This window comes from Micromonospora endophytica, assembly GCF_003236305.1.
Taxonomy (GTDB): Bacteria; Actinomycetota; Actinomycetes; order Mycobacteriales; family Micromonosporaceae; genus Micromonospora; species Micromonospora endophytica.
The window spans coordinates 1-26,886 of sequence record NZ_POTX01000066.1 but is presented as its reverse complement, the minus strand read 5'-3'; the positions used below and the strand labels follow the sequence as shown (position 1 = coordinate 26,886).

Sequence of the window (26,886 nt, the reverse complement as noted above, 5' to 3'; positions counted from 1 at the left end):
GGATGGGGCAGGATGGTGGGGTGGGACGGGCTACTGATCGGCGCGCGGTGCTGCGGGTCGACCTGGACGCGGGTGAGGTGGGGCGCGGCCGGGTACGGCGGCCCGACACCCTCGCGGTGGAGGAGCCGCTGGAGATCCGGGTCGGTGCGGCCGGGCCGTCCCGCCGTCCGCTCGCGGTCACCATGCGTACGCCGGGTGCCGATCTTGATCTGGCCATCGGGTTCCTGCTCACTGAGGGGCTGATCCGCTCGGTGGATGACGTGGCCACCGCTCAGCTCTGCGCGGGCGCGGACACGCCTAACACCTACAACGTGGTCGATGTGGTGTTGGCACCCGGTGTGCCGGAACCGGCCGCCGAGGCGAGCCGCCACTTCCACACCACAAGCGCCTGCGGGGTGTGCGGCAAGGAGAGCATCGAAGCGGTGCGTACCCGGTCGCTCTTCACGGTGACCGACGATCCGCTGGCCGTACCGGCGGAGCTGCTGGCCGAGTTGCCGCAGCGGCTGCGGGCCGGGCAGCGCGGCTTCGACCGCACCGGCGGGCTGCACGCCGCAGGTCTGTTCACGGCCGCCGGTGAACTGGTGGTGCTGCGCGAGGACGTGGGACGGCACAACGCGGTCGACAAGGTGGTCGGCTGGGCGGCGCGTGAGCACCGGCTGCCGTTGGCCGGGCACATCCTGCTCGTCTCCGGCCGGGCCAGCTTCGAGCTGACCCAGAAGGCGTGGATGGCCGGGATGCCCCTGCTCGCCGCGGTCTCGGCACCGAGCACGCTCGCTGTCGACCTGGCCGACGAGGCGGGTATGACGCTCGTCGGCTTTCTGCGCGGCCGGACGATGAACGTCTACACCGGCCCGCACCGGGTCACCAGTTGATCAGAGGTTCGCGAGCATCTCGAACAGACCCAGCCGGACGGCGGCGTCCCGGGCGACCAGGAAGCCGGCGATGCCCAGTAGCCAGCCGAGCATGCTCCCCGACGACCGCATGATCCACTCGTTGAGCTGGTCGAGCAGCGGCTCGATCCGCCTCGGCCAACCCACCCGCGCACCGACCAGCAGCACCGCCGGCAAGACCATGACCAGGCAGTACGCCGCCAGCAGCGCCACCACCGTCGGTACGCCCAGGCCCGAGGTGGTCAGCAGGCCCAGCGCTCCGAGGTAGGGCAACATCGTCGCCACCTCGGCGAGCGCGGCGAACACCGCCAGCCCGACCAGCCAACGCGCCGACGCGTCACCGGCAGTGACCCGGTCCCGCCATCGCAGCACCCGGCCGGTGCTCGCATCGCGCTTGCCGTCGTAGCGGAAGCTCACCACGAACAAACCGACCCCGAGCGCCAACTGGCCCCAGAGCACCGGCCGGTTGTCCAGCGCCCCGCCCAGCGCCTCGGCCAACCCGGCTCCGCCGAAGTAGAGCAGCAGCCCGACCACGAGATAGAAACCGGCGATGGTGCCGAGGTAGACAAGCATCCGTCGGACCTTCACCGGGCCGGGCGCGAGCAGCAGCCAGACCGGGATGAACAGGGTGCCGATGCTGGTGCTGTCGATGAGCGCGAGACCGGCGAGGGAGAGCAGCAGGACCATGCTCATGCGGGCTTTGAGGCGGGTTCGGACATCTTGCGATTCTCCGGCACCTCCGGGTCTTTCGCTGACCCGCTCGGTGGCGTCGATGGTGGACCCTGGCGGCGTTCCATCGTCCGCCACGGACCACCGAGCAGCGGGGTGAGGACAGCCAGGAGGTAGCCGATTCCGACCACGACCAGGGTGAGCCTGGTGCCGGCCTGTTCACTGGCGACGCCGGCGCTGAGCGCACCGAGCGGGATCGCCGCCCAGGCGCCGGCACCGATCACGCCGTAGACCCGGGCTCGCATCCGCACCGGCACCCGTTCGAGCTTGATAGCGCCGATCATGGGATTGATCGCTCCAGCGGCGAAACCGGCAACCACGAAGATGGTCATCAGCGCCGGCAGCGGCAGACCGGCGGCCAGGCTCAGGAACGGCGGCGGACCGCACAGGGCGAAGGCGACCACGAAGGTCGGCCGGCGCGGCAGGCGATGACCGACGGCGCTGAACACCAGCGACCCGGCGAGGGCACCCCCGCCCATCGCCCCGACGAGCAGCCCGAGCGCGGTCGCCCCGCCGAGTTCCTCGTACGCGACGACGGGAAGCAGCACATTGGTCTTCGTGGCGTCGAAGAAGTTCGTCACCAGCACCAGCAGGACCATGGCGCGCAGCAGTGGTTCGGTGAGCAGGAAACGCACCCCGGCGGCGAACTGCCGCCAGTAGCCGCCGTTGTCGTCGACGGGCTCGGGTTCGTCGGCGCCGGGTTGCATGCGGGCCGGGACCAGCACGGCGACGACCACTGCCGACAGCACGAAGGTCGCCGCGTCGAGGGCCAGGACGGGTAGCGCCCCCAGGGTGGCGACCAACAGTCCGGCCACCGGCGCACCGAGCAGGCGGGCACCCCGCTCGGTGGCCTCGAACCAGCCGATCGCCCGCTCGGTGGGCAGGCCGGCTGCCGCCGCTGCCTCGGGCAGCAGGGCGATGCGAGCGGTGTGGCCCGGGGTGTCGAGCAGATTGGTGAGGAACACCAGCACCAGCAGGGCCCAGAAGGGCAGCCCCACGGTGACGTGCAGCAGCGGGATGGCGGCGATCGTCAGGCAGGAGACCAGATCGGCGAGCACGCTGGCGCGGCGGTACCCGATCCGGTCGACAAGCACCCCGCCCAGCGCGCCACCGAGCACGATCGGGGCGGTGGCCACCGCCCCGGTGACGCCGGTGGCTGCGGGTGAGCCGGTCTCGGCGAGGACGTAGAGCGGCAACGCGATGATCGTGAGCATGTTGCCGGTCAGCGAGACCGCGTGCCCGATCAGCAGACCGGCGAGCGGGGCGCGCGCCCGGCTGCTCATTCCGGCCGCCGGAACGCCTGATAGATCAGCGTCACCCGGCGGGCGTCGGCGCGATCCGGGTCGCTGCGCTGCTGCCACCGCGCGGCAAGCGCCTCCAACTCCGCGCGCAACTCCTGCAACTCCGCTGCGGTCAGGTGAAATCCCCGGTCGCCGCTGGCGGTGCCGCGTACCCACTCCGCTTCGAAGGTCGCCTCCGCGGCCAGATAGCTCTGGAACACCTGCTGGTAGCGCTCGAGCACGGCGCGACGCAGCAGGTCGGAGGCGGCCTTGCGCTCCGGGTCGGCGAGCATCTCCAGCGGTTCCCAGCCGGTGAGCACGTGCGCCGCCCGCCACCAGCGTTCCCGGCGGCTGCGCGCGTGCTCCGGTGCCTCCTGCACGAAGCCGTGCTCGGCGAGCTTGCGCAGGTGGTAACTGACCGAGCCGACCGCCTCGTCGACGAGCTCGCTGAGCATGCCCACGGTCTGTGGCCCGTGCGCCCGCAGCTCGCCGAGCAGCCGCAGCCGGGTGGGGTGGGCGAGCGCGCGCATGGCACGCGGGTCGGTCAGGTGCAGCCGTCCGGGTTCCTCGTCGCTCTCCACGGGGCCAGGATAGAAGGACAAGGAATGACGTACAAGATGTCTTGTTAATCATTGCGCCGGCGGGGACGACGGCGAGGGCGGCGCTTTCCCCGCCGCGACATCGCGCTCGTCGCGCTGACCGGCCAACCGTCTAGCCGGGACGGCGGCACACCACGACGGAGCAGGTCGTCCATCAGCAGCGCGAGCGAGTAGTCCGGGTGCTCGGCCAGCACCCGCTCCAGCGCGACCGCCGCCAGCGCACCCTGCCCGTCCCGCCAGGCCGCGAAAGCCAGCAGCGCACCGGGCGCGGCAATCAGCTCCGGCTCAGCCCGGCGCAGGATCTCGGTCCAGAACGCGACGTCCTCGTCCCGTCCGTCGGTGTGCTCCCAGGCGTGGTCACGTACCGGAAGGTGGGTCAGGAGCACGCAGAGCCAGGCCACCTCGTCGTCGGTCAGGCGCTCGCCACTGCGGTGCCGCCGGTGCGCGCTGCGGTAGGCGGCCACGCCGGCCGTCCGTAGCGCCCGCCCGCCGAGCAGGTCGCTCTCCGAAGCACCCGCGAGCAGGTCCACCAACCGCCGATCCGCCCGCTCGACGGCCGGCCGCATCGTCGCCTCGCCGACCGGCGCCACCTGCGCGGCAAGGGCCGCGCGGTCGGGCAGCGCCACCTGGCCGGCGAAGACGGCCGCCGCCGGGACCGGACTGGCCCGAGGGTCGTACGCGTTGCCTTCCGGCGGACAGCACTCCGGCTCCGTGCAGAGGTACGACCACCAGCGCCCATCGGTGACCCGCAAGACGTCGAGCACCGCCAGCCCGACATCGGCCAGCGCGTCCCGTAACGCGTCGAGCGCCGGGGTGACCTGGTCGGGCGGACCGTACCCGATGACGGTGGCCGCGTCGGCGCCCTGCCGGGCGGTCACCGCCGCGACGTGGCCCGCCGCCTCGCGGGGATCGGCGTCGCCGGGCAGGTCACCACGGGCGGCGAAGACGATCCGTGAGCCGGAGAGCGCCACCACCACCAGGCTGTCCGCCGGATGAAAACCGAGCAGGTACGGCACTGCGGCGATCAGGTCGGCGGGCGAGCGGACGGTGAGTCGGGGGAGGTCGGTCGAGTTCATGGAGTCAGCCTGCGAGCCGACCGACACCCCCCGCTGCCCCTGTGGACGACACGCGGGTTATCCACAGCTACTCTCCGTATCTTCCCTGCTCAAGGCCGATCAACGACCCGCGTCAGCGATGCGCCGGTCGCGCCCTCCCTCGGTCAGCGGTGTTAATAGGGGGCCCCTCCTCTACACGAGGCGTTAATAGGGGGACCCTCCTTGCTGCGAAGCTTGGGGGATGGATCTGGCGTATCTGCGGGAGCATCCGGAGCACCTGCCGACCTTTCTGACCCACCAACGGATCCGGGAGACGCCGGTGGGTGGAGGTGACATCTGCGCGGCGTCCCGGCTGACGCTCGACGACGGGCACTCGATTTTCGCCAAGACCTGGCCGGAGCGGGCCGGGCGGCCGGTGCCGGAGGACTTCTTCGTCACCGAGGCGGCCGGGTTGCGGTGGTTGCGCGAGGCCGGTGCGGTGGCCGTACCGGAGGTGCTGGTGGCGTTGCCGGACCTGCTCGCGCTGGAGTGGGTCGAGCCGGGCGAGCCGAGTGTGGCGGCGGCGGAGCGTTTCGGCCGTGAGCTGGCCGGACTGCACCGGGCCGGCGCGTCGGCGTTCGGGGCGCCGTGGACCGGGTTCATCGGCGCGCTGCCGGCGGACAACACGCCGCACCAGGGGCCGTGGGCGCAGTGGTTCGCCTCCGCGCGGCTGCTGCCGTATCTGCGCCGCTCGGTCGACAATGGTGCGTTGGACGGTGCCGACGCCGCGCTCGTCGAGCGGGTGGTGGCCCGGATCGGCGAGTTCGGCGGGGAGGAGCCACCGGCCCGGATCCATGGTGACCTCTGGCCGGGCAATCTGCTCTGGGGTGCCGACGACCGGGTCTGGCTGATCGATCCGGCCGCGCACGGTGGGCACCGGGAGACCGACCTCGCGCAGCTCGCGCTCTTCGGTGGCGCGGCGCACGCCGACCGGATCCTGGCCGCGTACGACGAGACCTGGCCGCTGGCCGACGGCTGGCGGGAGCGGGTGCCGCTGCACCAGCTGCACCTGCTGCTGGTGCACACCGCGTTGTTCGGGGCGACTTACCGCGATTCGGTGCGCGGCAGCGCTCGGGCCGCCCTGAGCGGGATCGGCCGCGCTACGGTCGACGGGTGAGCATAACCCCACCGACCGGCGGCGTCCTCGTCGACCGGTACGGCCGCGTCGCCCGGGACCTGCGGGTGTCGCTGACCGACAAGTGCAATCTGCGCTGCACCTACTGCATGCCCGCCGAGGGGTTGCCCTGGTTGGCCGGGCCACAGCTGCTCACCGACGACGAGGTGATCAGGCTGATCCGGGTCGCCGTGTGCCGGCTCGGCGTCACCGAGGTGCGGTTCACCGGCGGTGAGCCGCTGATCCGGCCCGGTCTGGTCGACATCGTGGCCGCGGCCGCCGCGCTCGATCCCCGGCCTCGGATCTCGCTCACCACTAACGGCATCGGCCTGGCCCGGCTCGCCCCGACGTTGCGTGCCGCCGGCCTGGACCGGGTGAACGTCTCGCTGGACACTCTGGACCGGGAGCGTTTCACCAGGCTCACCCGACGGGACCGGCTGCCCGACGTGCTGGCCGGGCTGGCCGGCGCGGCCACCGCCGGACTCACCCCGGTCAAGGTCAACAGCGTGTTGATGCGCGGTGTCAACGACGACGAAGCGCCGGCACTGCTCCGCTTCGCCCTGGAGCACGGCTACGAGCTGCGTTTCATCGAGCAGATGCCGCTGGACGCCCAGCACGGCTGGGACCGCGCCGCCATGGTCACCGCCGAGGAGATCCTGGCCGGGCTGCGCACCGCGTACGAGCTGGTCCCGGACCCGGCCGAGCGCGGCGCGGCACCGGCGGAGACCTGGCTGGTCGACGGTGGCCCGGCCCGGGTCGGTGTGATCGGCACGGTCACCCGCCCCTTCTGCGGTGACTGCGACCGGACCCGGCTCACCGCCGACGGGCAGGTACGCAACTGCCTCTTCGCCACCGAGGAGTCGGACCTGCGCGACGCGCTGCGGGCCGGCGCGGACGACGCCGAACTGGCCCGGCGCTGGCAGGCGGCGACCCAGGGCAAGCGGGCCGGGCACGGCATCGACGATCCGGCCTTCCTGCAACCGGTCCGGCCGATGTCGGCCATCGGAGGTTGACCATGGCAACCGTCACGGTCCGCTATTTCGCCGGTGCGCGGGCCGCCGCTGGTCGCACCGAGGAGGCGGTTCCCGCCGGCCGGTCGCTCGACGAACTGCTCACCGAGTTGGCCGAGCGGCACGGTGGGCGGCTGGTGCCGGTGCTGGCGGTGTCGAGTTACCTGGTCGACGGAGTGACCTGTCATGATCGGCAGGAACCGCTGCCGGCCGGGGTGACGATCGACGTCCTGCCTCCCTTCGCCGGTGGCTGAGGGGGATCCACACGTGTTCGCGGTACTCGGCTTCGTGGCCACCCTTGCCCTGGTCACCGGGCTGATCCATCTCTACCTGTGGAAGCGACTGGTCCGGGACACCACCACGGCGGGACGCTGGCGACGGGCCGGCACGATCGCGGCGGTCGGGTTGGCGGTGCTGGTGCCGGCGACCCTGATCGGGACCAACGCCGGGATGTACTGGCTGGCCTGGCCGGGCTACCTCTGGCTCGCGCTGATGTTCTACCTGTTGGTGCTGCTCGCCGCTCTGGAGATCCCGCTGCTGGTGACCCGGCTGGTGCTGCGCCGCCGGGCGGCCGGGTCCGCACCGGAGCCGGTCCTGGCCGGCCCGGCCACACCCGCCTCAGTCGCATCCGGCCCGGCCAACTCGGCCACACCCGCCTCGGTCGCATCCGGTCCGGCCAACTCGGCCACCGGATCGGCGTCCGGCGAGCCGACCTCGGCCAGCACGCCGCCGGCCGACGAGCCGGCCGCAGCGCCGGCCACCGTTGGAGCGGCCCGGCCGGACCACGATCCGAGCCGGCGGTTGCTGCTCGCCCGGGGAGCCGCGATCTTCGCCGGGCTCACCGCCGCCGGCCTGGTCGGCCATGGCGTACGCACCGCCTTCGGTCCACCTCAGCTGGACCGGGTGCAGATCCGACTGGCCAAGCTGCCCCGGAGCATGGACGGTCTGCGCATCGCCACCGTCTCCGACATCCACATCGGGCCGCTGCGTGGCCGGGTGCACACCGAGCAGATCGTCGCCGCCATCAACCGGCTGGACGCCGACATCGTCGCCGTGGTCGGTGACCTGGTCGACGGCACGGTGGCCGAGTTGGGTGAGGCGGCGGCTCCGCTGCGTGGCCTGCGTTCCCGGTACGGCAGCTACTTCGTCACCGGCAACCACGAGTACTACTCGGGCGTCGAGGAGTGGGTGACCGAGGTGGACCGGCTCGGGCTGCGGGTGCTCCAGAACCAGCGGCTGGAGATCGCGGCCCGGGGCGGCGTGATCGACCTGGCCGGGGTCAACGACGTCAGCGCGACGGGCAGCGGCGTGTCCGCGCCGGCCGACTACGCCGCCGCGCTCGGCGACCGCGACCCGTCCCGGCCGGTGGTGCTCCTGGCCCACCAGCCGGTGGCCGCGGTCGAGGCGGCGAAGTACGGGGTCGACCTGCAACTGTCCGGCCACACCCACGGCGGCCAGATGGTGCCCTTCAACCTGCTGGTCGGGCTCGAACAGCCGGTCGTCTCGGGCCTGGGCGAGGTGGACGGCACGAAGGTCTACGTCACCAACGGTGCCGGCTTCTGGGGGCCACCGGTGCGGGTCGGCGCGGAGCCGCAGATCAGCCTCGTCGAGCTGCGCGCGGAATAACGCAGCTCACCTTGAGCGCGTGGCGACGCGCGGGGGCATGGCCGGTCGTGACAGGATGCGGCGTGCCCCCGTTCAACGTCGTACCCCCCGGTGGCCGCCCGCCCTTCGTCGCGGACCTGCACATCCACTCGAAGTATTCGCGGGCCTGTAGCCGTGACCTGACCCTGCCGAACCTCGGCTGGTGGGCCCGACGCAAGGGCATCGGGGTGCTCGGCACCGGCGACTTCACCCACCCCGCCTGGTACGACCACCTGCGCGAGACGCTGCACCCGGCCGAGCCCGGCCTGTACCGCCTCTCCCCCGAGGCGGAGCGGGACATCGCCCGCCGGCTGCCGCCGAGGCTGGCCAGCGCGGCGGAGAGCGACCCGGTCCGGTTCATGCTCAGCGTGGAGATCTCCACGATCTACAAGCGGGACGACCGGACCCGGAAGGTGCATCACCTGATCTACCTGCCAGATCTGGACGCGGTGGGCAGGTTCAACGCCGCGCTCGGCCGGATCGGCAACCTCGGCTCGGACGGTCGACCGATTCTCGGTCTGGACTCGCGGGACCTGCTGGAGATCACCCTGGAGGCGAGCGCCGACGGCTACCTCGTCCCGGCGCACATCTGGACCCCGTGGTTCTCCGCGTTGGGCTCGAAGTCCGGCTTCGACGCGATCGCCGACTGCTACGCGGACCTGGCCGAGCACATCTTCGCGGTGGAGACCGGGCTCTCCTCCGATCCGGGGATGAACTGGCGGGTCGGCAGCCTGGACGCCTACCGGCTGGTCTCCAACTCGGACGCGCATTCGCCGCCCGCGTTGGCCCGCGAGGCGACGGTCTTCGCCTCGGCCCGGGACTATTTCGGCATCCGGGAGGCGCTGCGCACCGGCGACGGCCTGGCCGGCACCATCGAGTTCTTTCCCGAGGAGGGCAAGTACCACGCGGATGGCCACCGGTTGTGCGGGGTGAACTGGGCGCCCGAGCGGACCCGGCAGGCCGGCGGCCGGTGCCCGGAGTGCGGCAAGCCGCTGACCGTGGGCGTGTTGAGCCGGGTCGAGGACCTGGCCGACCGGCCCGAGGGGTACCGGCCGGAGCACGCACCCGAGGTGACCCACCTGATCCAGCTCGCCGAGATCCTGGGTGAGATCAACAAGGTCGGTCCGCGTTCGAAGAAGGTCGAGGGGAAGCTCATTGAGCTGGTCGCCGCGCTCGGTCCCGAGTTGGAGATCCTGACCCGTACTCCGGTGGACGAGATCGGCCGGGTCGGCGGGGAACTGCTCGCCGAGGGCATCGGCCGGTTGCGCCGGGGCGAGGTCCGCCGGGTGCCGGGTTACGACGGCGAGTACGGCGTGATCACCCTCTTCGACCCGACCGAGCTGGGCGCGGCCGGGCGGTCGGCGGGGCAGGAGACGCTGTTCGACGTACCGGTGCCCGCGCCGCGACGGCCCGCGGAGCCGGCGGCGAAGGCGGAGGCCAAGGCGAAGCGGCCGGCGGCGAAGGCCGAGTCGAAACGCAAGCCGGCGGTCCCGGCACCGCCGATCGCGCCGCCTCCTTCCCCGCACGAGCCGTTCGAGCCGATGCTCGCCGGGATGGAGGAGGTCGGCACCGGCCTGCTCGACCGGCTCGACGCGATGCAGCGGGTGGCCGCCTCGGCACCCGGTGGTCCGCTGCTCATCGTGGCGGGGCCGGGCACCGGCAAGACCCGTACGCTGACCCACCGGATCGCGTACCTCTGCGCCGAGCTGAACGTCTTTCCCGAGCGCTGCCTGGCGATCACCTTCACCCGGCGGGCCGCCGAGGAGCTGCGACACCGCCTCGACGGGCTGCTCGGTCCGGTCGCCGAGGACGTCACCGTGGGCACCTTCCACTCGCTCGGGTTGACCATCCTGCGGGAGAACGCCGCGAGCGCCGGACTGCCCGAGGACTTCCGGATCGCCGACGACGCGGAGCGGTCCGCGGCCCGCACGGAGGCCGGTGACGACCCGGCCGCCTACCGCGCGCTGCTGCGCAAGCAGGGCATGGTCGACCTGGACGAGCTGCTCACCCTGCCGGTCGGCCTGCTGCGGGACGATCGCAAGCTGATCGAGCGGTACCGGGACCGCTGGCAGTGGATCTTCGTGGACGAGTACCAGGACGTCGACGCGGTGCAGTACGAACTGCTGCGCCTGCTCAGCCCCGCCGACGGCAACCTGTGCGCGATCGGCGACCCGGACCAGGCCATCTACTCGTTCCGGGGTGCCGACGTCGGCTACTTCCTGCGCTTCTCGCAGGACTTCACCGATGCCCGGCTGGTCCGGCTCAACCGCAACTACCGCTCCTCAGCACCGATCCTGGCCGCCGCGGTGCAGGCCATCGCGCCATCGTCGCTGGTGCGGGGGCGTCGGCTGGATCCGGCCCGGCTCGACCCGGAGGCCCCGCTGGTGGGTCGGTACGCGGCGGCCTCCGTCGCCGACGAGGCCGATTTCGTGGTACGCACGGTGGATGACCTGGTCGGTGGCCTGTCCCACCGATCACTGGATTCCGGCCGGATCGACGGCCGGTCGACCACGCTGTCCTTCTCCGACATCGCTGTGCTCTACCGGACCGACTCGCAGGCCGCCCCGCTCGTCGACGCGCTGTCCCGGGCCAACGTGCCGGTGCAGAAACGTTCGCACGACCGGCTGCGGGACCGTCCCGGCGTGGCGGCCATCGCCCGCGAGTTGCGGCACGCGAACGGCCTGGCGGGTGCCCTACCCGCCCGGGTACGCCTCGCCGGACAGGTGCTCGCCGAGCGCTTCGCCGTGCCCACCCTCGACGGCACCGCTGGGGTCCGCCCGGAGGATGTCCGCACCGCCGTCGACCTGCTGACGCCGCTGGCCCGCCGGTGCGGCGACGATCTGGAGTTGTTCCTGTCCCAGCTCGCCACCGGCGCGGAGGTGGACGCGCTCGATCCGCGTGCCGAGGCGGTCACCCTGCTCACCCTGCACGCCGCCAAGGGCCTGGAGTTCCCGGTGGTCTTCCTGGTCGGCGCCGAGGACGGGCTGTTGCCGCTGCGCTGGCCTGGCAGCACTCCGGACGAGGACGCGGTGGCCGAGGAGCGCCGGTTGTTCTTCGTCGGGTTGACCCGCGCGCAGGACCGCCTCTACGTCAGTCACGCGGCCCGCCGCATCCGGCACGGATCGGAGCGCGAGTGCCGGCCGTCGCCGTTCCTCGACGTGATCGATCCGGGTCTGTTCGAGCGCCTCGGCGACAGCGACGGACCTCGCCGGCCCAAGGATCGTCAGCTCCGGCTCATCTGAGCCGACGCTCGCTGGCTGGGCCGCCGGACAGTTGCGCGACTGACCTGCGGTCCGTCGCCCCGGCGACACGCTACGGTGACCTGGGCGACGGCCATCGACGAGGGCCGCGACCCTTCATCCGTGGGTGCAGGAGGGTGTGCATGGCGAATCATGGACCACCGGGCGGTCCCCAGCCGTGGTACGAGCCGCACCCCGGTGACGATCACCGCCCGGAGCAGCCGGCACCCGCCGCCCAGCCGCCCTACGGCCCCGACCAGAGTTACGGACCCGGCCGGCGCTACGACCCGAGCCAGGGTCACGGCCCCGGCCCGAGCTACGACCCAGGTCAGAGCTACGGGCCCGGCCAGGGTTACGGGCCCGGCCAGGGTTACGGTGCGGCAGCGCAGCAGTCCGGCGGGATGACGTACGGCGGCGGCCAGCCGGGATACCCGTACCACGGTGGGCAGCCGGAGGCCGGAGGATCCGGGCCGGAGTACGTGGCCGCGTACGCCGGCCAGCCGACGCCACCGCGACCCCGCCGTGGGCGCGGCGCGGTACTGGCCGTCTCGGTCGCGGTGCTGGCGCTGGTGCTGGGCGGCGCGACCGCGTTCTACCTGCTGGGAGGGGACGACGAGACGCCGACGGCGGTGTCCGCGCCGACCCCGGAGCCGGGACCGCCGACCGATCTCCCGGCCACGGACGAGGAGGCTGCGCCGACCGCGCCGACCGCCAGCTCGTCCACTGACCCCCGCTTTGTCGAGCCAGGCCAGTGTGTCCGCAATGCCGCGTCCACTGGCGGCAAGCCGAAGCTGGAGGTCAGTGACTGCACCTCGAAGTCGTACGAGGTGTTGCGCCGCTTCGACGGCAAGACCAGCGGGGCCAAGGACGCCGAGGAGAAGTGTGGTCGGGTCGACGGCTACACCAACTGGTACTTCTACGACAGCGAGTTGGACTCGCTGGACTTCGTGCTCTGCCTCAAGCAGCGCGACTGATCGATCGCCAAAACTAGCGCTGTCTAGCATCCACGCTAGACAGCGCTAGTTTTTTGTCGAGGACGACACGCCGTAGCCTGCTCTATCCATGTCTAGCCTCTCAGTTAGACGGCCCGATACTCTGCGATACGTGGATCCGGTCCGCAACCCGTACGCTCCGGGCGCCGGCCAGCGCCCACCCGAGTTGGCCGGGCGGGGGCGGGAACTGGACGTCTTCGACATCGTGCTGGAACGGATCGCCCGCGGCCGCCCGGAGCGGAGCCTGATGCTCACCGGACTGCGGGGCGTCGGCAAGACCGTCCTGCTCAACACCCTGCGCTCGCAGGCCATCAACCGGCTCTGGGGCAGCGGCAAGATCGAAGCCCGGCCCGACCAGTCGCTGCGCCGCCCGATCGCCGCCGCCCTGCACATGGCCGTCCGGGAACTCGCCCCCCGGCACCGCGCACCGGAGCGGATCGACGCGTTCCTCGGGGTGCTCAAGGCGTTCGCCCAGCGCGGCACCCCGACCGGACGCACCCCACCCAAGCTGCGGGATCGGTGGCAACCCGGCATCGACGTGCCGGCGGCGACCGGACGGGCCGACTCCGGCGACATCGAGATCGACCTGGTGGAGCTGCTCACCGACGCCGCCTCGGTCGCCAGCGACGTGGGCACCGGAGTGGCCGTCTTCATCGACGAGATGCAGGACGTCGCGCCGGAGGACGTCTCCGCCCTCTGCGCCGCCTGCCACGAACTCTCCCAGCTCGGCGCGCCGCTGATCGTGGTCGGCGCCGGCCTGCCGCACCTGCCGGCGGTGCTGAGCGCGGCCAAGTCGTACTCCGAGCGGTTGTTCCGCTACCAGCGCATCGACCGGCTCGACCGGCTCGCCGCCGACCAGGCACTCTGCGCGCCGGCCGAACGCGAGGACGTGGAGTACGAAGCCAAGGCCCTCGACCTGCTCTACGAGAAGTCCGGCGGCTATCCGTACTTCGTCCAGGCGTACGGCAAGGCCACCTGGGACCACGCGCCCCGGTCACCGATCACCGTGGCGGATGTCCGGGTCGCCGCCCCCGAGGCCGAGGCCGAGTTGGCCGTCGGCTTCTTCGGTTCCCGGTTCGAGCGGGCCACCCCGGCCGAGCGCGAGTACATGCGGGCGATGGCGACGCTCTCCCTGGTCGAGTCAGCGGCCGACGGTGGGGGCCGGGACGACATGGACGCGGCGGTGCCGACCGCGGAGATCGCCCGCGCGCTGGGCCGTAAGCCCGCCAGTCTCTCGCCGGCCCGCGACGCGCTGATTAAGAAGGGGCTGATCTACTCCGGGGAACGCGGCACTGTCGCCTTCACCGTCCCGCACTTCGGCCGCTACCTGCGTACCCAGCCGGCCTGACCGCCGCTGTCACACCTTCGACCACGGCGGCGGGAAGATCACCTCGCCCTGCGGTGGTGCCGGTTCGCCGCTCACCGACGGCGGCAACACCAGGGCCTGCCACGGCTCGCCCAGCCCGGACCAGGGGCTGGTCAGGCCCAGCCGGTCGGCCCGGTCGAACCCGAACCGCCGGTAGTACGCCGGATCGCCGAGCACCACGACCAGCCGTTCGCCGAGTTCGGTGGCGGCCTCCAGGGCGGCCTGCACCACCGCGCCGCCGAGTCCGATGCGTTGCCGATGCGGCGCCACCGCCACCGGGCCGAGGGCAAGCGCCGGGCGACTGCTCCCATCGGAGCGGACCTGCACCCGGGTCAGCAGCGCGTAGCCGACGATCTCACCGCCGTACTCGGCGACCATCGCCAGCTCCGGCAACCAGGCGTCGCTGCCGCGCAACTCGTCGACCAGCCGAACCTCGGGTGGCGTGGCCACATCGGGGCGGGCGAACGCGGCGGCCAGCACCCGGCGGATCGCGCCGGTGTCGGCCGGATCCTCGGGACGTAACCGCAGCGTCGTCACCCGGCGAGGTTACCCCTTGCTGGACATCCATCCGGGACGCTGCCCTGAACCCGGGCGTGGCGGCTCCACCACCCGATTGATCGACATCGGCCGTTGCGGGCATGCCACTGGCCTGAACAGGGTATGACTTACCCATGACGCCCGTACGCTCCCTGGCCCGCGCCATGTTGAGTGGCATCTTCGTGGTGAGCGGGGCCCGCAACTTCGCCAACCCTGACCGTCTGGTCCCCGCCGCGAAGCCGATCACCGATCGGGTGACGCCGCTGCTCCAACGCGCGGACCACCGCATCCCCACCGACACCGAGACGCTGATCCGGGCCAACTCCGCGGTGCAGGTCGGCGCGGGCCTGATGCTTGCCACCGGCAGGCTCAGCCGGCCCGCGGCCCTGGTGCTCGCCGGCACGCTGATCCCGGTGACCCTGGCCGGGCATCCGTTCTGGCGCAACGACGACCCGGCACAGCGCAACGCCAACCAGATCCACTTCCTGAAGAACCTGGGTCTCTTCGGCGGGTTGCTGCTCGCCGCGGCGGACACCGAGGGCAAGCCGGGGCTGCGTTGGCGGGCCGGGCACCGCATCGGCCACTCCCGACGGTCCGTGCGCCGGGCCGTGCGTACCGCCCGCCGCGAGGCCCGCATCGCCGTCCGGTCGGCCGCCACCGCCCGCCGACTACCGGGCTGAGCTGCCATTATTCACCCATGCCCCCCGCTAAGACCGCGAATTACCTGAACCGCCCGGTAGGCGTTAACGCGGTGGAAATGTCAAAAGAATGTGTGGGATCGGACACGGTCGCATAACGCGGGAGGCATGACGTGAGGCGCCGCTCTAGGCTCCCTACTGGACCTGGACGGGTAGGACGAGCTTGGTATGGGGGTGGCCACGCCATGCCGACGACCGTCGGTGAAAGGCTGGACCGCCTCGCCCCAGTCCGCCGCGTAATGCGTGGGATCGATCGAAGGACAGTCGTACGGACCGGCATCGTGGCCGCCGTCGCCTACGCCGCATGGCTTGCCATCGGCGCATTCGGGCGACCGTACAACTTCTTCGACATGAAGATCTATCACGGCGCGGTGGTCTGGTGGGCGAGCGGTCATGAGCTGTATGAGTTCGTCGCACCCGACACCACCCTGGGTTTCACCTATCCGCCCTTCGCGGGCCTGGCCATGCTGCCCATGGCACACCTGCCGGTGATGATGGCCGGTCTGGTGAACGCCGCCGTCAGCATCGCCGCACTGGCCGTGGTGCTCGCCGCGCTGCTGCGCCCGATCGTGGACCGGCTGGGCTGGCCCCTGTGGTACACGGTGGCCATCGCCACGCCGCTCGCCGTGGCCATCGAGCCGGCCCGGGAAACCCTCGGCTACGGGCAGGTCAACCTGCTGCTGTTCGGCCTGGTGATCGCCGATCTGGTGGCCCTGCGCTGGCGCTCCCGGCGGGGCACGCACGGCACCGAGGGCGACGGGCCGCTGCTGCGGTTCGTCTACAGCGGCGCCTGGGCCGGCGTCGGCATCGGCCTGGCCACCGCGGTCAAGCTGACCCCGGCCCTGTTCATCTTCTACCTGATGATCACTCGGCAGTGGCGGGTCGCCATGACCGCGATCGGCACCACGGTCGCCGTGACGATCGGCAGCTTCGGCATCGTCGGCGCCGAGTCCCGGGCCTACTTCGGCAGCGTGCTGTGGCAGACCGAGCGGGTGGGCGCGGCCGACATGACGCCCAACCAGTCACTCGCCGGACTGCTCGCCCGGCTCTACGACTCGATCGAGACGCCTGGGCTGCTCTGGCTCGCCTTCTCGGTGCTGGTGCTGGCGCTCGGCCTGTCCCGGGCCGCCGACGCCCACCGCGACGGCGACGAACTGACCGCCTTCACCCTGGTCGGGCTGACCGCCAACGTGATCAGCCCGATCTCCTGGACGCACCACCTCGTCTGGGTGATTCCCGCCATCATCGTGCTCGTCGACCACGCGATCCGGCGCCATGACGCCAGCCGGGGGCCGACGCCACGCGCCACACCTGGCGGGTCGGGCGAGGCAGCGACGGTGCCCGCCCTGCGCCCGCCGATCTGGTACCCGGCGCTCACCGGTGTCCGGCACGCCGTCGCCGCCGTCGGGCTCTACCTGCTCTTCCTGGTTTCCCCGATCTGGCCGTACGAACACCAACTGCCGGAGGTCTCGCACTACCAGGACGGTCTGTTCGGCGCGTTGATGGAGAACTCCCTGGCGCTGGCCCTGATCGTGCTCGTCGCCACGCTGCCCTGGCGTCCCGGCGCGGAACCGGCCTTCCACACCGACCGGATGGCACGGGCCGCCATGCTCTACGCGCGCCGATGAGCCGGGCCACCGTCAGGGGCAGTTGACCCATTCCTCGGTGCCGTCGGCGAACACCTGCCGCTTCCAGATCGGCAGCCGAGCCTTGACCTCGTCGACCAGGCGAGCGCAGGCGGTGAAGGCTGCCGCCCGGTGCGCGGTGCTGACCGCCGCCACCAGGGCGAAGTCGCCGATGGCGAGTGGACCGATCCGGTGCGACACGGCCACGGCGTACACCTGCGGGTCGGCGGCGATTTCCTCGGCGACCTCGCGCAGCACCCGCTCGGCGCTCGGGTGGCCCTCGTATTCCAGGCTGAGCACCGAGCGGCCGTGGTCGTGATCGCGGACCACACCGGCGAACGAGACCACCGCGCCGGCCCGGTGGTCGGCGACCGCCGCCTCATGCGCGGCGAGATCCAACGGCTGGTCGGTGACCCCACCGAGCACGGTCACCATGCCCGGTCTCCCGGCAGCAGCGGCAGCGGCACCACCGGCACCTGGTCACCGACCTCGCCCGCGCCGCCGGGCCGGATCACCGCGAAGCCGTCGGCGACCGAGAGCCCGCGCAGCATGGCCGAGCCGGTGTGCCGCACCGGGCGGACCGTACCGGTCACCTGATCGCGGCGGACCAGAGCCAGGTGGGTGTAGTCACCGCGCCCCGCTATAGGCTCGGCGAGCGTGGCGTGCGGCAGCACCGGCATCGAGCGGCCGGCGAGCCCGGCCAGCAGCGGAGCGACGAGCGACACCAGGGCGACGATGGCGGACTGCGGGTTGCCGGGCAGCCCGGCGACGAACCGGATCCGACCGTCGGTGCCAACCAGCCGGGCCAGCAGCATCGGAAAACCGGGACGGACCGCGACCGTATTGACCACGTAGTCCGCACCGAGCGCCGCCAGCGCCGGATGCAGGTGGTCGACCGGGCCGTTCATCGTGCCACCGGTGGTGCAGACCAGATCGGCGCCGGCCAGCGCGGTCTGGAGGGCGGAGACGTGGGCGGGCAGCGTGTCGGCGACCGGTCCGACCACGTCGGCTGGGCGCACCTGACAGCCGTACCGACGCAGCCAGGCCGGCAGTGCCGGGCCGAGTGCGTCGCGGACCCGGCCCGCGCCGGGCGGCCCGGCGGTCAGCAACTCGTCACCGAAGACCAGCAGCGCGGCCCGGGGTTGTCGGCGTACCCGCAGGGTGTCGTGCCCGCAGGACGCGGCCAGGCCGATCACCGCCGGGTCCACCGGGATGCCGGCGGGCAGCAGTTCCTCACCGGCGGACGCCTCCTCGCCGGGGTGTCGCCATTCCTGCGCGGCGCGCGGCACACCGTCGACCGACCCGTCCGAGGTACGCGTCGACTCCTCCACCCGGAGCACCGCGGAGGTGCCCTCCGGCACCATCGCCCCGGTGGCGATCTCGACGGTCGTGCCGTCCTGCGTCAACGGCGGCGGTGCCGAGCCGGCCAGCACCCGGCCGACCACCCGCCACGGCCCGGCACCGCGCACCGCCCAGCCGTCCACGCTGGACGTCGGAAAGGCGGGCAGGTCGGTGCGGGTGATGAGCGGATCGGCGAGGGTGTGACCGTCAGCCTCGGTGAGTGGGCGCTCGACGGAGGGAAGTGCGGCGGCAAGGCCGACCGCGTACACCCGCGAGCGCGCCTCCTCCCAACCGGCTGGCGGTGGCGCCGCGGCCGGGTCGGCGGCGGCGGAGATTTCCGTCTTCACCGGACCGAGCCTAGCCGGTGGTCGAGTGGTCGCCGCCGCGCAACTGATCGATGGCGTGCGCGAGGATCGGTCCCAGCACGGCGAGGCCGTCGCGGGCCCCACCTGTCGATCCGGGCAGGTTGACCACAAGCGTGCGACCGGCCACGCCGGCCACGCCCCGGGACAGCGCCGCGGCGGGCACCTTGTCGCGGCTGTGCGCGCGAATCGCCTCCGCGATGCCGGGAATCTCGTAGTCGAGGAGGTCACGGGTCACGTCGGGGGTGCGGTCGGTGGGATTGATCCCGGTGCCGCCGCTGGTCAGCACCACATCGACGGCGTCCGCCACGGCTGCCCGCAGCGCCGCGCCGACCGGCTCGCCGTCGGGCACCACCACCGGCTCGTCCACCGCGCAGCCCCATTCGCGAAGGCCGGCGACGAGCAGTGGACCGCTGGTGTCGGCGTAGACGCCGGCGGCGGCCCGGTTGGAGGCCACCACCACCCGGGCGCGGATCACGGCCGGTCCTCCGGACGCTGCCACAGGCCGGTCTTGCCACCTTCTTTGCGCAGCACCCGGACCGCGTCGACGCTGGCCGCCGGGTCGACCGCCTTCACCATGTCGACCAGGGCCAGACCGGCGACTGCGACGGCGGTCAACGCCTCCATCTCCACCCCGGTGCGGTCGGCCGTGCGGGCGGTCGCACTGATCTCGACGGTGTCGGCGGTGAGCGACAGATCGACTGTGACACCGTGCAACGCGATCGGGTGACAGAGCGGGATCAGGTCCGGCGTGCGCTTGGCGCCCATGATGCCGGCGAGGCGACCGACCGCGAGCGCGTCGCCCTTGGGCAGCCCGTCGCGGCGCAACAACTCGATCACCTCGCTGGTGGTGCGCAACCGACCCGCGGCGATCGCCGAGCGGCCCGTTACCTGCTTGGCGGAGACATCGACCATGCGCGCCGCACCGGCCGTGTCGACGTGGGTGAGCTGGGCGGGTTCGGTCACGTTCGCGAGCCTATCTCTGTGGTACGACAGAGCGTTCGAAGGGCGACACATCCCCGTGCCCCCCGTCGCAGTGCCGCCCCTCGTCGCGCCGGCCTGCCGTCAAGTGGCTGGGACACCTGACGGCAGGGCCGCGCATGAGATCCGACAGCGCCGGATCTCCCCCCGTTCGCAAACATCACGACGCTACCGGCGGTGTCGATAAGAAATCGATAAGTGCGCCTGGCCTGGTCCGGTGTCGGCCAGTCGATGCTCGACCTCGTGCCGTTCGGGTGCCCCCATCGCCCGGAACATCGCCAGGGCCCGTTCCCAGTGCCGGCGAGCCTCCGCCGGATCCGTGGTCAGCAGCCGCTCGGCGAGCCCGGCCAGCGCCCGCGCCTGCTCGTACCGGTTGTCGATCCGGGTGGCCAGATCGAACGCGCGTCGGTGCGCCCGGATCGCGCCTTCGGTGTCGCCACCGGCGGCGAGGGTGTGCGCGAGATCGTTGAGTACACCGCACTCCGCATGCCGTTCGGCCGAGTCGCCGGCGAGTTCCAGGGCGAGTTCGTGTTGCCGCCGGGCCTGCGCCGGTAGGCCGAGTTCGCGGTACGCGATGCCCAGCGTGTTGCGCGCGTCGGTTTCGCCGTACCGGTGACCGGTCCGGGCAAAGAGGATCATGGCGGACCGCAACAGCCGCACCGCCTGCCGGTGGTCTCCCAGGCGTACCCGCACTCCGGCGATGTGACTCAGCGCGTTGGCGATCTGGTATCGGTCACCGCGTACGTTGGCCCAGTAGAGGTGGAGACGGTGCGCCCGCAGCGCCTCGGCGTAGCGTCCCAGCGAGGTCAGGGCGAGTCCCAGGTTGGGCAGATAGATGACGAACCGGTGGGCGTACCTCATGGGCAGCTCCCGGAGTGCCTCCGTGCCCAGTTTCGCCGCTTCCTCGAACTCACCCTTGGACCAGTAGACGACGCTGAGGTTCCCCCGGATCTTCGCGGTCTCGAAGAGATTGCTCGATTCCTGGGCGATGGCCAACGCCGCATTGAGGCAGTCGATCGCCCGGCGGTAGGAGCCGGTTTTGGTCAGCGCGGAGGCGAGGTAGTTGTTCATGATGCACATCGCCAGCCGATCGCCGGAACGTTCCGCCGCGACCAGCCCCAGCTCATGGGTCCGCAGAATGTCCTCGAAGTATCCGCGGACGAAGAAGAACCGCCACAGCACCCGGGCCATCCGCCAGGTGTACGCGTGCAGGCCGTGCGCTGCCGCCAACTCGACGAGAAGGTTGAGATTGCTCCGTTCCCGCTCCAGCCAGTCGACGTCGAGGACACCGGACGCGGTCACCAGATCCGGCCGCTCGGGTGCCGTGACGCCGACGTCCTCCCGCACTTCCAGAAGCCGATTCAATGGTTCCGCCGCCTGAATGCAAATGTGCAGGACATGATTGAGCAGGCTGACGAGCGCATCCTGACGAACCTGGGCCGAATCGACCTCGACGCATCTTTCCCGAGCGAACTGACGGACCAGATCGTGCATCCGGTATCGGCGGTTCTCCGATTCCTCCAGCAGATGGCAGTCGACCAGATCGTCGAGTATCCGACCCGTTTCGGCATGCGTCAGCCCGGCCATCGCCGCGACCATTCCCACGTCGTAGTGGCCGGCGTGCAGACCGAGCAGCCGAAAGACGCGCTTGGTCACGTCGTTGAGTGGCTCGTACGAGGCACCGAAGGCCGAGGCCACACTCTGGTCGCCGGTGGCGAAGGTGGCCAGTCCCGACTCCTCCACGGCCAGCCGGGCCGCCAGGTCCGCCAGCCGCCGGCTGGGTCGGTGGGCCAGGCGTGACCCGACCATCCTGATCGCCAGCGGCAGGTTGCCGCAGCGGCGGACGATCTCCGCCGCCGCCTCGGGCTCGGCCTGTACCCGCCCGGGGCCGGCGGTGGCGGCCAGCAGCCGCAACCCCTCCTCGGCGGAGAGCACGGAGAGCGACTCGGGCGGCCCCACGTCCAGGTCGACCAGGCGCCGCCGGGAGGTGACGATCACCACCGAGGAGGAGGTGACCGGCAGCAGCGGAATCACCTGCGCGCTGTCGTACGCGTTGTCGAGCACGACGACGACCCGGCGGGCGGACAGTTCCCGCCGCCACAGCCCACGACGCTCCTCCAGGTCGATCGGGATCCGCCCGGCCGGGACGCCCAGCTGCCGCAGGAGCGCGACGAGCGCGGTGGCCGGCGGCACGAGGTTGCCGTCCTCGTGTCCCCGGAGATCGATGAAGAGCTGACCGTCGGGGTACGCGGACACCAGGCGTCGAGCGACGCGGGCGGCGAGGGTGGTCTTGCCGCTGCCCGCCATTCCGTCGATCAGGTGAACCCGCGGCTCCGACCCGTCGCCGGACCGGGACTTGGCGACCAGGCGTTCGACGATGTCAACCCGGCCGACGAAGTCGGCGACCGGTCTCGGCAGCCAGTCCCACTGCCGCCCGGCGAGCCCCGGCGACGCGGGCTCCGGCGGGACGGGTCGGGCGATCTCCGGAACCGGTTCGCGCCCGGCCGGACCGGATTCCCGCTCCATCATCGCCTGATACAGGCGCCGTAGTTCCACGATCGGCTCGACGCCGAGCTCCTCCTGCATGGCTCTGGCCGCCGCCCGGTAGACGGAGATCCCACCCGTCAGGTCACCCCGCTGGGCCAGGGCCCGCATCAGCAGCAGCACCGCCGACTCACGGAGCGGGTGGGCGGCCACCGCCCGCCGCAGCAGGGGAATCGCCTCGTCGACCCACCCGGCCTTGATGTCGATGTCGGCGAGCAACTCCACCGCGAGCAGGTACTGCTCCTGCGCGGCGGCCACCTGGGCGGTCAGGGACGGCCCGAGCGGCATCCCGACCAGCGGCGGTCCGAGCCAGCGGCTCATCGCCTCGCTCAGCCTCGATCGGGCCGGTTCCACCTCGCCCCTGGAGAGCAGGACGCGGGCCTGTTCGACGTCGTCGAGGAAGCGGAACAGATCCACCGCCGCCGCCGGAACGTCCAACCGGTAACCGTTGCCCTGCCGGACCAGGACGCCGCGGCCGGAATCATGCGCCTCGAACGCACGACGGAGGTTCGCCGCGTACGTGCGGACGTTGGGTACCGCCGAGCGGGGTGGGCCCTCCGGCCAGATCTCGTCGATCAGCTCCGTCAGGTCGACCATCCGCCCCGGTCTCATCGCCAGCATCGCCAGAACAGTCCGTTGCTTCGGCGTACCCAGGTCGACCCGGGATGCCGCTGACCACACCCGAAGGCCACCAAGCGTCTCAATCTTCACATTCCCCGGGCTCCTCGTCGGGAGTCGATTTGCGTGCCCAAACCTTAACAATGTGCATCCGGCCGATCGCTCGCAACGAACACCATGCCTGGTAGTGGCGCTACACCGCCTTTCAGTACGAGAATCCGCTGTGCAAGGGTGGCGGTGAATTTCGTAGGCCGGGCTCCAGGACAGGGCAGCGGCGGACGAGCCCTTATCGCCGATGCGCTCCGCATAGCTCGCTATGACAGAACGTTAGGAATAGTCACCCTCTTGGCTAATTCTGCGTAATGTCACATTTATTCTGGCTTGACCACCCTGCCACCACTTAACGTCTTTCTCGTCAGCGAACGAGATCTCCCCGGAGAGCTCGGGACACGAGATTCAAGGAGGTGTGGCATGCGCGGCAACGACTGGACCTGATCTGTTTCCCGGGACTTCGGACTGCCGACGGTAGGCTGTCACCATGATGTGACCGACCGTCAGGAGGGGCATGATCCATCCCTCGACACGAGACAATGAGACCGATCGGCGGCTCACGCTGCTAGTCGGTCTCGTCGTCGTGCTCGCCGCCACAGCGGTGATCGCCTCGACCCTTGTCGCGTCCACCTCCCCCCTGACCACCCCGCTCAGCGACCTGTCCGTACTCACGATGTTGATCTTCATGAGTGCGGTCGGCACCCTCGTCAAGACCGACGTACGCATCAGGTCGACCGGACACTCGATCAGCTGGAACGAAACGGCGCTGGTCATCTCCCTCGCGCTCGCGCCGACCTCATGGGTGGTGCTGTGCACCGCCGCCGGCGTGGCCCTGGCCTCCCTGCACCTGCCGCCGATCAAACTCGCCTTCGGCGTCGGAAAGAACATCCTGATGGCCGTCGGCGCCGGTGCCGCCCTCGCCGCAGCCGGCTGGGACGGCCTGACCGGCTCCCCGGCACACCTGATCCCACCGCTCGCGCTGGCCTACCTCGTCGCCGTGCTGCTCGACGAGATCCTGGCCATCCCCGTCATCGCCCTGGCCTCCGGCACACCGGTCTCCCAGCACTTCCGCAAGAACCTCGACCTACGAATCGCCGGCTACGTCGTCCGGTTCAGCGTCGCCCTCGGTAGCCTGCTCATCCTCCAGGCCGACCCCTGGCTCCTGCTCGCCGTACCGCCCCTCGTACTCAGCCTGCACCTCGCCTACTCCACCAGAGTCCGCGGCCGCACCGAACAACAGGCATGGCAGCAACTCGCCCAGACCACCGACGCACTGAACGTCGTCGAACTCGACCAGGTCCTCACCACAGCGGTCACCCGCGCCACCGACCTGTTCTCCGCCGACGAGGTGGAGGTGGAACTGCACGACGCCGCCCGCCTGGTACGCGGCAACTCCGCAGGCATCACCTACGACGGACCGGCCGACCAGGCACCCACCCGGCAGGACGCGGTCGTCGCCACCCCACTCGAAGGCCACGACCGTTCGGTCGACGTGGGCGTGCTGCGACTGCGCTTCCGGGGCCCGGTGCAACTCAACGAACGAGAGCGGTACACCCTGCACACCTTCGCCCCCGCGCTGTGCACCGCCGTACGCAACGCCCAGGCGTACGCCGAACTCGCCCGGGTCGCGCAGGCACACGCCCACGCCGCAGCCCACGACGCCCTGACCGGCCTGGCCAACCGACGCCACCTGATCGACGAGGGCAACGAACAACTACACCACCGGCACGCCGACGGCGTCACCGCGCTGGTCCTCATCGACCTGAACCACTTCAAAGAGGTGAACGACACCCTCGGTCACGCCGCCGGTGACCAGACCCTCGTACAGGTCGCCGAACGACTCCGCAGTGCCGCCCGCACCGACGACCTCGTCGCCCGGCTCGGCGGCGACGAATTCGCCGTACTCCTACGGGCCCTGCCCGCACCCGCGGTGGCCGCACACCGGGCCGAGACGCTGCTGGCGGCGCTGCACGAACCATTCGACATCGACGGCATGCGGATCAACGTCGAGGCCAGTGGCGGCATAGCCGTCGCGCCCGCCACCGGCGGCATGGTCGAACTACTCCGCCGCGCCGACGTCGCCATGTACCAAGCCAAACGCGCCGGACAACGGATCACCACGTACGCCCCCGCCCGCGACACCGCCGACCTCGGCCGCCTCACCCTCGGCGGCGAACTGCCCCGCGCGGTCGCCGACCACGAGTTCACCGTGAACTTCCAACCCATCGTCGACCTCGGCACCGGCGCCGTCATCTCCGTCGAGGCACTCGCCCGATGGCGCCACCCCACCCACGGCATGATCGACCCCTTGCGGTTCCTCGAAGCCGTCGAACGCTCCGGACTGCTACCCGCGTTCGCCGAGGCGATCCTCGACCAAGCCCTCATCGCCGCCGGCACCTGGCGCGACGCCGGCTTCGACATCCCGGTGGCGGTGAACGTCTCCCCCCGCAGCCTGCTCGACACCCGCTTCCCCGACGCGGTGCTGAGCCACCTACGCGCCCACAACCTGCCCCCCGACCGGCTCGTACTGGAACTGACCGAAACCCTCACCCTCAGCCAACTCGACGTCGTCGACCAGATCCTCACCCGCCTCCGCGACGCCGGCATACGGCTCGCACTCGACGACTTCGGCACCGGCTACTCCTCGCTCTCCCTGCTCTCCCGGATCCCCGTACACGAACTGAAGATCGACCGCAGCTTCGTCACCGCGATGGAGTCCTCCGCCGAAGCCGCCGCCATCGTCCGCTCCACCCTGGATCTCGGCCGCAGCCTCGACCTGTCGGTGGTCGCCGAGGGAGTGGAACGGGAAGCACAACGCCGAGCCCTCTGGGAACTCGGCTGCACCGCCGGACAAGGCCACCTCTTCGCCCGACCACTGGCCGCCGGAACCCTGCTCGCCGCACTCCGCCGAGGCTCCGGCGGCCGACCCGGCACCCTCGCTGCCGCACTGCACGACGCCGGCGCGGTGGTCCGGCTGCCGCCCGGCCGCCGACCGGGTGCCCGCGGTCGCCACCAGCCCGCCTGACACACTGCACCCGATGAGCACCACCACCCCGACCAACCTCCGCCCCCGGTGGTGGCACCACCTCGACTCCGCCGCCGGCGGCCTCCCGCTCGACCTCGGCCTCTACACCGCCTCGGCCGCCTTCGCGGCGATCACCGCCGCCACCTCCACCCTCACCCCGCACCGCGCCTGGGGTGCCATCGCCGCACTGGGATACCTCGCCGCCGCCATCATCGCGACCGGCCAACTCATCACCCGGCACCGGCGGCCCACCACCCCGCTCGCCGGCCTACCGGCCCGCTGGCTGGTCACCGCCCTCACCTTCACCACCGCAGTCCTGCTGCCCCTGGTCACCCAGAGCGTGCAGCGCGCCGCCGGACGCACCGACCGGGCCCAGGAAGAAGTGCTGGTCATCGAGGAATCCGGCCGCCGCCTCCTGGACACCGGTACGCCGTACCTCGGGCCCGACGCGATCGCCGCGCTGCCCCCCGACCACCAACTGCTCGGCTACACCCCCTACCAGCCGGCGATGGCGCTGTTCGGGTTACCCCGAGCCCTCACCGACACCTGGTGGACCGACGCCCGGATCTGGTTCGCCATCGGCACCGTGCTCGTCCTCCTCCTCGCCATCCACACCCTGCGACACCCCCCGGCCACCACCAGGCCACCCCGCCACGACGCACTGCTGCTCCGCGCCGCGCAGGCTGCCACCGTCCTCCCGGTCTGCGCACTCACCCTGGCCACCGGCGGCGACGACCTGCCCGTACTCGCGCTCTGCCTGCTGGCCCTCGCCTACGCCGCCACCGCACGTCCCGGCCGAGCCGGCATCGCCGTCGGACTGGCCGGAGCACTCAAGCTCCTCGCCTGGCCGGTCGCCGCAGTGCTGATCATCTGGGGCATCACCCGACGGACCGGGCTCCGCGTGGCGGCCGGCGCGCTGGGACTGCCCGCCGCCGCACTGCTACCCGCCCTGCTTGTCGACGGCGAAGCACTCGTGGAGAACGTGCTGCGCTTCCCGCTCGGACTCGGCCTGGTCTCCAGCCCGGCCCAGTCACCGTTCCCCGGACACCTGATCGCCAGCACCCTGCCCGGCGGCCGGGCGATAGCCGCCGCCCTCTTGATCGGCACCGGGGTGGCGATCGCCGTCCGACTCGCCCGCCACCCGCCC

The 26,886-nt window shown here is 71.5% G+C and carries 22 protein-coding genes; 12 read left to right on the top strand and 10 right to left on the bottom strand.

What is annotated here, in order from left to right:
• Positions 1-20 precede the first annotated feature (20 nt).
• Positions 21-872 (top strand): formate dehydrogenase accessory sulfurtransferase FdhD, encoded by an 852-nt coding sequence (gene fdhD, locus C1I93_RS12555; protein ID WP_111243448.1) that lies wholly within the window; start codon positions 21-23, stop codon positions 870-872.
• On the opposite strand, the gene C1I93_RS12550 is transcribed toward fdhD, so the two are convergent.
• The 4 genes from C1I93_RS12550 to C1I93_RS12535 are packed head-to-tail and all read right to left on the bottom strand — an operon-like array spanning position 873 to position 4,574.
• Positions 873-1,583 (bottom strand): GAP family protein, encoded by a 711-nt coding sequence (locus C1I93_RS12550; protein WP_111243443.1) that lies wholly within the window; start codon positions 1,581-1,583, stop codon positions 873-875.
• Positions 1,580-2,902, bottom strand: a complete 1,323-nt coding sequence (locus C1I93_RS12545) for an MFS transporter (protein WP_111243442.1) — start codon at positions 2,900-2,902, stop codon at positions 1,580-1,582. Before C1I93_RS12545 ends, C1I93_RS12550 begins: the two co-directional genes overlap by 4 nt.
• Positions 2,899-3,480, bottom strand: a complete 582-nt coding sequence (locus C1I93_RS12540) for an ArsR/SmtB family transcription factor (RefSeq protein ID WP_223256633.1) — start codon at positions 3,478-3,480, stop codon at positions 2,899-2,901. The genes C1I93_RS12545 and C1I93_RS12540 overlap by 4 nt, the downstream gene beginning before the upstream one ends.
• A gap of 44 nt (positions 3,481-3,524) precedes the next feature.
• Positions 3,525-4,574, bottom strand: a complete 1,050-nt coding sequence (locus C1I93_RS12535) for a DUF4192 domain-containing protein (RefSeq protein ID WP_111243446.1) — start codon at positions 4,572-4,574, stop codon at positions 3,525-3,527.
• A 220-nt stretch (positions 4,575-4,794) separates the two neighbouring features.
• On the opposite strand from C1I93_RS12535, the gene C1I93_RS12530 reads away from it, so the two are divergent.
• The 7 genes from C1I93_RS12530 to C1I93_RS12500 all read left to right on the top strand — a co-directional run bounded on the left by C1I93_RS12530 (position 4,795) and on the right by C1I93_RS12500 (position 13,939).
• The gene (locus tag C1I93_RS12530; protein ID WP_111243441.1) at positions 4,795-5,709 is read left to right on the top strand and encodes a fructosamine kinase family protein; all 915 of its coding nucleotides are present in this window, start codon (positions 4,795-4,797) and stop codon (positions 5,707-5,709) included.
• Positions 5,706-6,719: a GTP 3',8-cyclase MoaA gene (moaA, locus tag C1I93_RS12525; protein ID WP_111243440.1), complete on the top strand. Its 1,014-nt coding sequence runs from the start codon at positions 5,706-5,708 to the stop codon at positions 6,717-6,719. The genes C1I93_RS12530 and moaA overlap by 4 nt, the downstream gene beginning before the upstream one ends.
• 2 nt (positions 6,720-6,721) lie before the next feature.
• Positions 6,722-6,970, top strand: coding sequence for a MoaD/ThiS family protein (locus tag C1I93_RS12520; protein ID WP_111243439.1), 249 nt, complete (start codon positions 6,722-6,724; stop codon positions 6,968-6,970).
• A gap of 13 nt (positions 6,971-6,983) precedes the next feature.
• Entirely contained in the window at positions 6,984-8,342 is a 1,359-nt protein-coding gene (locus C1I93_RS12515; protein ID WP_111243445.1) for a metallophosphoesterase, read from the top strand.
• 62 nt (positions 8,343-8,404) lie between these two features.
• Complete coding sequence (locus C1I93_RS12510) at positions 8,405-11,602, top strand: UvrD-helicase domain-containing protein (protein ID WP_111243438.1); 3,198 nt, start codon at positions 8,405-8,407, stop codon at positions 11,600-11,602.
• Between the two features lie 140 nt (positions 11,603-11,742).
• Positions 11,743-12,573, top strand: coding sequence for an LppU/SCO3897 family protein (locus C1I93_RS32450; protein WP_111243437.1), 831 nt, complete (start codon positions 11,743-11,745; stop codon positions 12,571-12,573).
• Between the two features lie 130 nt (positions 12,574-12,703).
• Positions 12,704-13,939 (top strand): ATP-binding protein, encoded by a 1,236-nt coding sequence (locus tag C1I93_RS12500; RefSeq protein ID WP_111243436.1) that lies wholly within the window; start codon positions 12,704-12,706, stop codon positions 13,937-13,939.
• A gap of 9 nt (positions 13,940-13,948) precedes the next feature.
• Here C1I93_RS12500 and C1I93_RS12495 read toward each other — a convergent pair whose 3' ends face one another.
• A complete protein-coding gene (locus C1I93_RS12495; protein WP_111243435.1) occupies positions 13,949-14,494 on the bottom strand; it encodes a GNAT family N-acetyltransferase in 546 nt (181 codons plus the stop codon).
• Positions 14,495-14,628: 134 nt separating this feature from the next.
• Here C1I93_RS12495 and C1I93_RS12490 point away from each other — a divergent pair, with 134 nt between their 5' ends.
• Positions 14,629-15,174 carry a DoxX family protein gene (locus C1I93_RS12490; RefSeq protein WP_111243434.1) on the top strand — a complete coding sequence of 182 codons (546 nt, stop codon included), beginning with the start codon at positions 14,629-14,631 and terminating at the stop codon, positions 15,172-15,174.
• A 203-nt stretch (positions 15,175-15,377) separates the two neighbouring features.
• Complete coding sequence (locus C1I93_RS12485) at positions 15,378-16,820, top strand: glycosyltransferase 87 family protein (RefSeq protein ID WP_111243433.1); 1,443 nt, start codon at positions 15,378-15,380, stop codon at positions 16,818-16,820.
• Between the two features lie 12 nt (positions 16,821-16,832).
• On the opposite strand, the gene C1I93_RS12480 is transcribed toward C1I93_RS12485, so the two are convergent.
• The 5 genes from C1I93_RS12480 to C1I93_RS12460 all read right to left on the bottom strand — a co-directional run bounded on the left by C1I93_RS12480 (position 16,833) and on the right by C1I93_RS12460 (position 22,726).
• The gene (locus C1I93_RS12480; RefSeq protein ID WP_111243432.1) at positions 16,833-17,252 is read right to left on the bottom strand and encodes a molybdenum cofactor biosynthesis protein MoaE; all 420 of its coding nucleotides are present in this window, start codon (positions 17,250-17,252) and stop codon (positions 16,833-16,835) included.
• The gene (locus C1I93_RS12475) at positions 17,246-18,505 is read right to left on the bottom strand and encodes a molybdopterin molybdotransferase MoeA (protein ID WP_111243431.1); all 1,260 of its coding nucleotides are present in this window, start codon (positions 18,503-18,505) and stop codon (positions 17,246-17,248) included. Before C1I93_RS12475 ends, C1I93_RS12480 begins: the two co-directional genes overlap by 7 nt.
• 10 nt (positions 18,506-18,515) lie before the next feature.
• On the bottom strand, positions 18,516-18,998 hold the full coding sequence (locus C1I93_RS12470; RefSeq protein WP_111243430.1) for a MogA/MoaB family molybdenum cofactor biosynthesis protein: 483 nt from the start codon (positions 18,996-18,998) through the stop codon (positions 18,516-18,518).
• Positions 18,995-19,486, bottom strand: coding sequence for a cyclic pyranopterin monophosphate synthase MoaC (gene moaC, locus C1I93_RS12465; RefSeq protein WP_111243429.1), 492 nt, complete (start codon positions 19,484-19,486; stop codon positions 18,995-18,997). Before moaC ends, C1I93_RS12470 begins: the two co-directional genes overlap by 4 nt.
• A gap of 183 nt (positions 19,487-19,669) precedes the next feature.
• The gene (locus C1I93_RS12460; protein WP_223256635.1) at positions 19,670-22,726 is read right to left on the bottom strand and encodes an AfsR/SARP family transcriptional regulator; all 3,057 of its coding nucleotides are present in this window, start codon (positions 22,724-22,726) and stop codon (positions 19,670-19,672) included.
• Positions 22,727-23,231: 505 nt separating this feature from the next.
• Here C1I93_RS12460 and C1I93_RS12455 point away from each other — a divergent pair.
• Both C1I93_RS12455 and C1I93_RS12450 read left to right on the top strand, forming a co-directional pair.
• Positions 23,232-25,739 (top strand): putative bifunctional diguanylate cyclase/phosphodiesterase, encoded by a 2,508-nt coding sequence (locus C1I93_RS12455; RefSeq protein ID WP_181445144.1) that lies wholly within the window; start codon positions 23,232-23,234, stop codon positions 25,737-25,739.
• Positions 25,740-25,752: 13 nt separating this feature from the next.
• Positions 25,753-26,886, top strand: a 1,134-nt coding sequence (locus tag C1I93_RS12450) for a glycosyltransferase 87 family protein (protein WP_111243444.1), incomplete at its 3' end; no start/stop codon positions are given.

Bases quoted from the DNA above. Each gene is read 5' to 3' on its own strand.
- C1I93_RS12550 (WP_111243443.1), bottom strand. From the start codon at position 1,583: ATGAGCATGGTCCTGCTGCTCTCCCTCGCCGGTCTCGCGCTCATCGAC.
- C1I93_RS12545 (WP_111243442.1), bottom strand. From the start codon at position 2,902: ATGAGCAGCCGGGCGCGCGCCCCGCTCGCCGGTCTGCTGATCGGGCAC.
- C1I93_RS12535 (WP_111243446.1), bottom strand. From the start codon at position 4,574: ATGAACTCGACCGACCTCCCCCGACTCACCGTCCGCTCGCCCGCCGAC.
- C1I93_RS12530 (WP_111243441.1), top strand. From the start codon at position 4,795: ATGGATCTGGCGTATCTGCGGGAGCATCCGGAGCACCTGCCGACCTTT.
- C1I93_RS12520 (WP_111243439.1), top strand. From the start codon at position 6,722: ATGGCAACCGTCACGGTCCGCTATTTCGCCGGTGCGCGGGCCGCCGCT.
- C1I93_RS32450 (WP_111243437.1), top strand. From the start codon at position 11,743: ATGGCGAATCATGGACCACCGGGCGGTCCCCAGCCGTGGTACGAGCCG.
- C1I93_RS12490 (WP_111243434.1), top strand. From the start codon at position 14,629: ATGACGCCCGTACGCTCCCTGGCCCGCGCCATGTTGAGTGGCATCTTC.
- C1I93_RS12485 (WP_111243433.1), top strand. From the start codon at position 15,378: ATGCCGACGACCGTCGGTGAAAGGCTGGACCGCCTCGCCCCAGTCCGC.
- C1I93_RS12480 (WP_111243432.1), bottom strand. From the start codon at position 17,252: ATGGTGACCGTGCTCGGTGGGGTCACCGACCAGCCGTTGGATCTCGCC.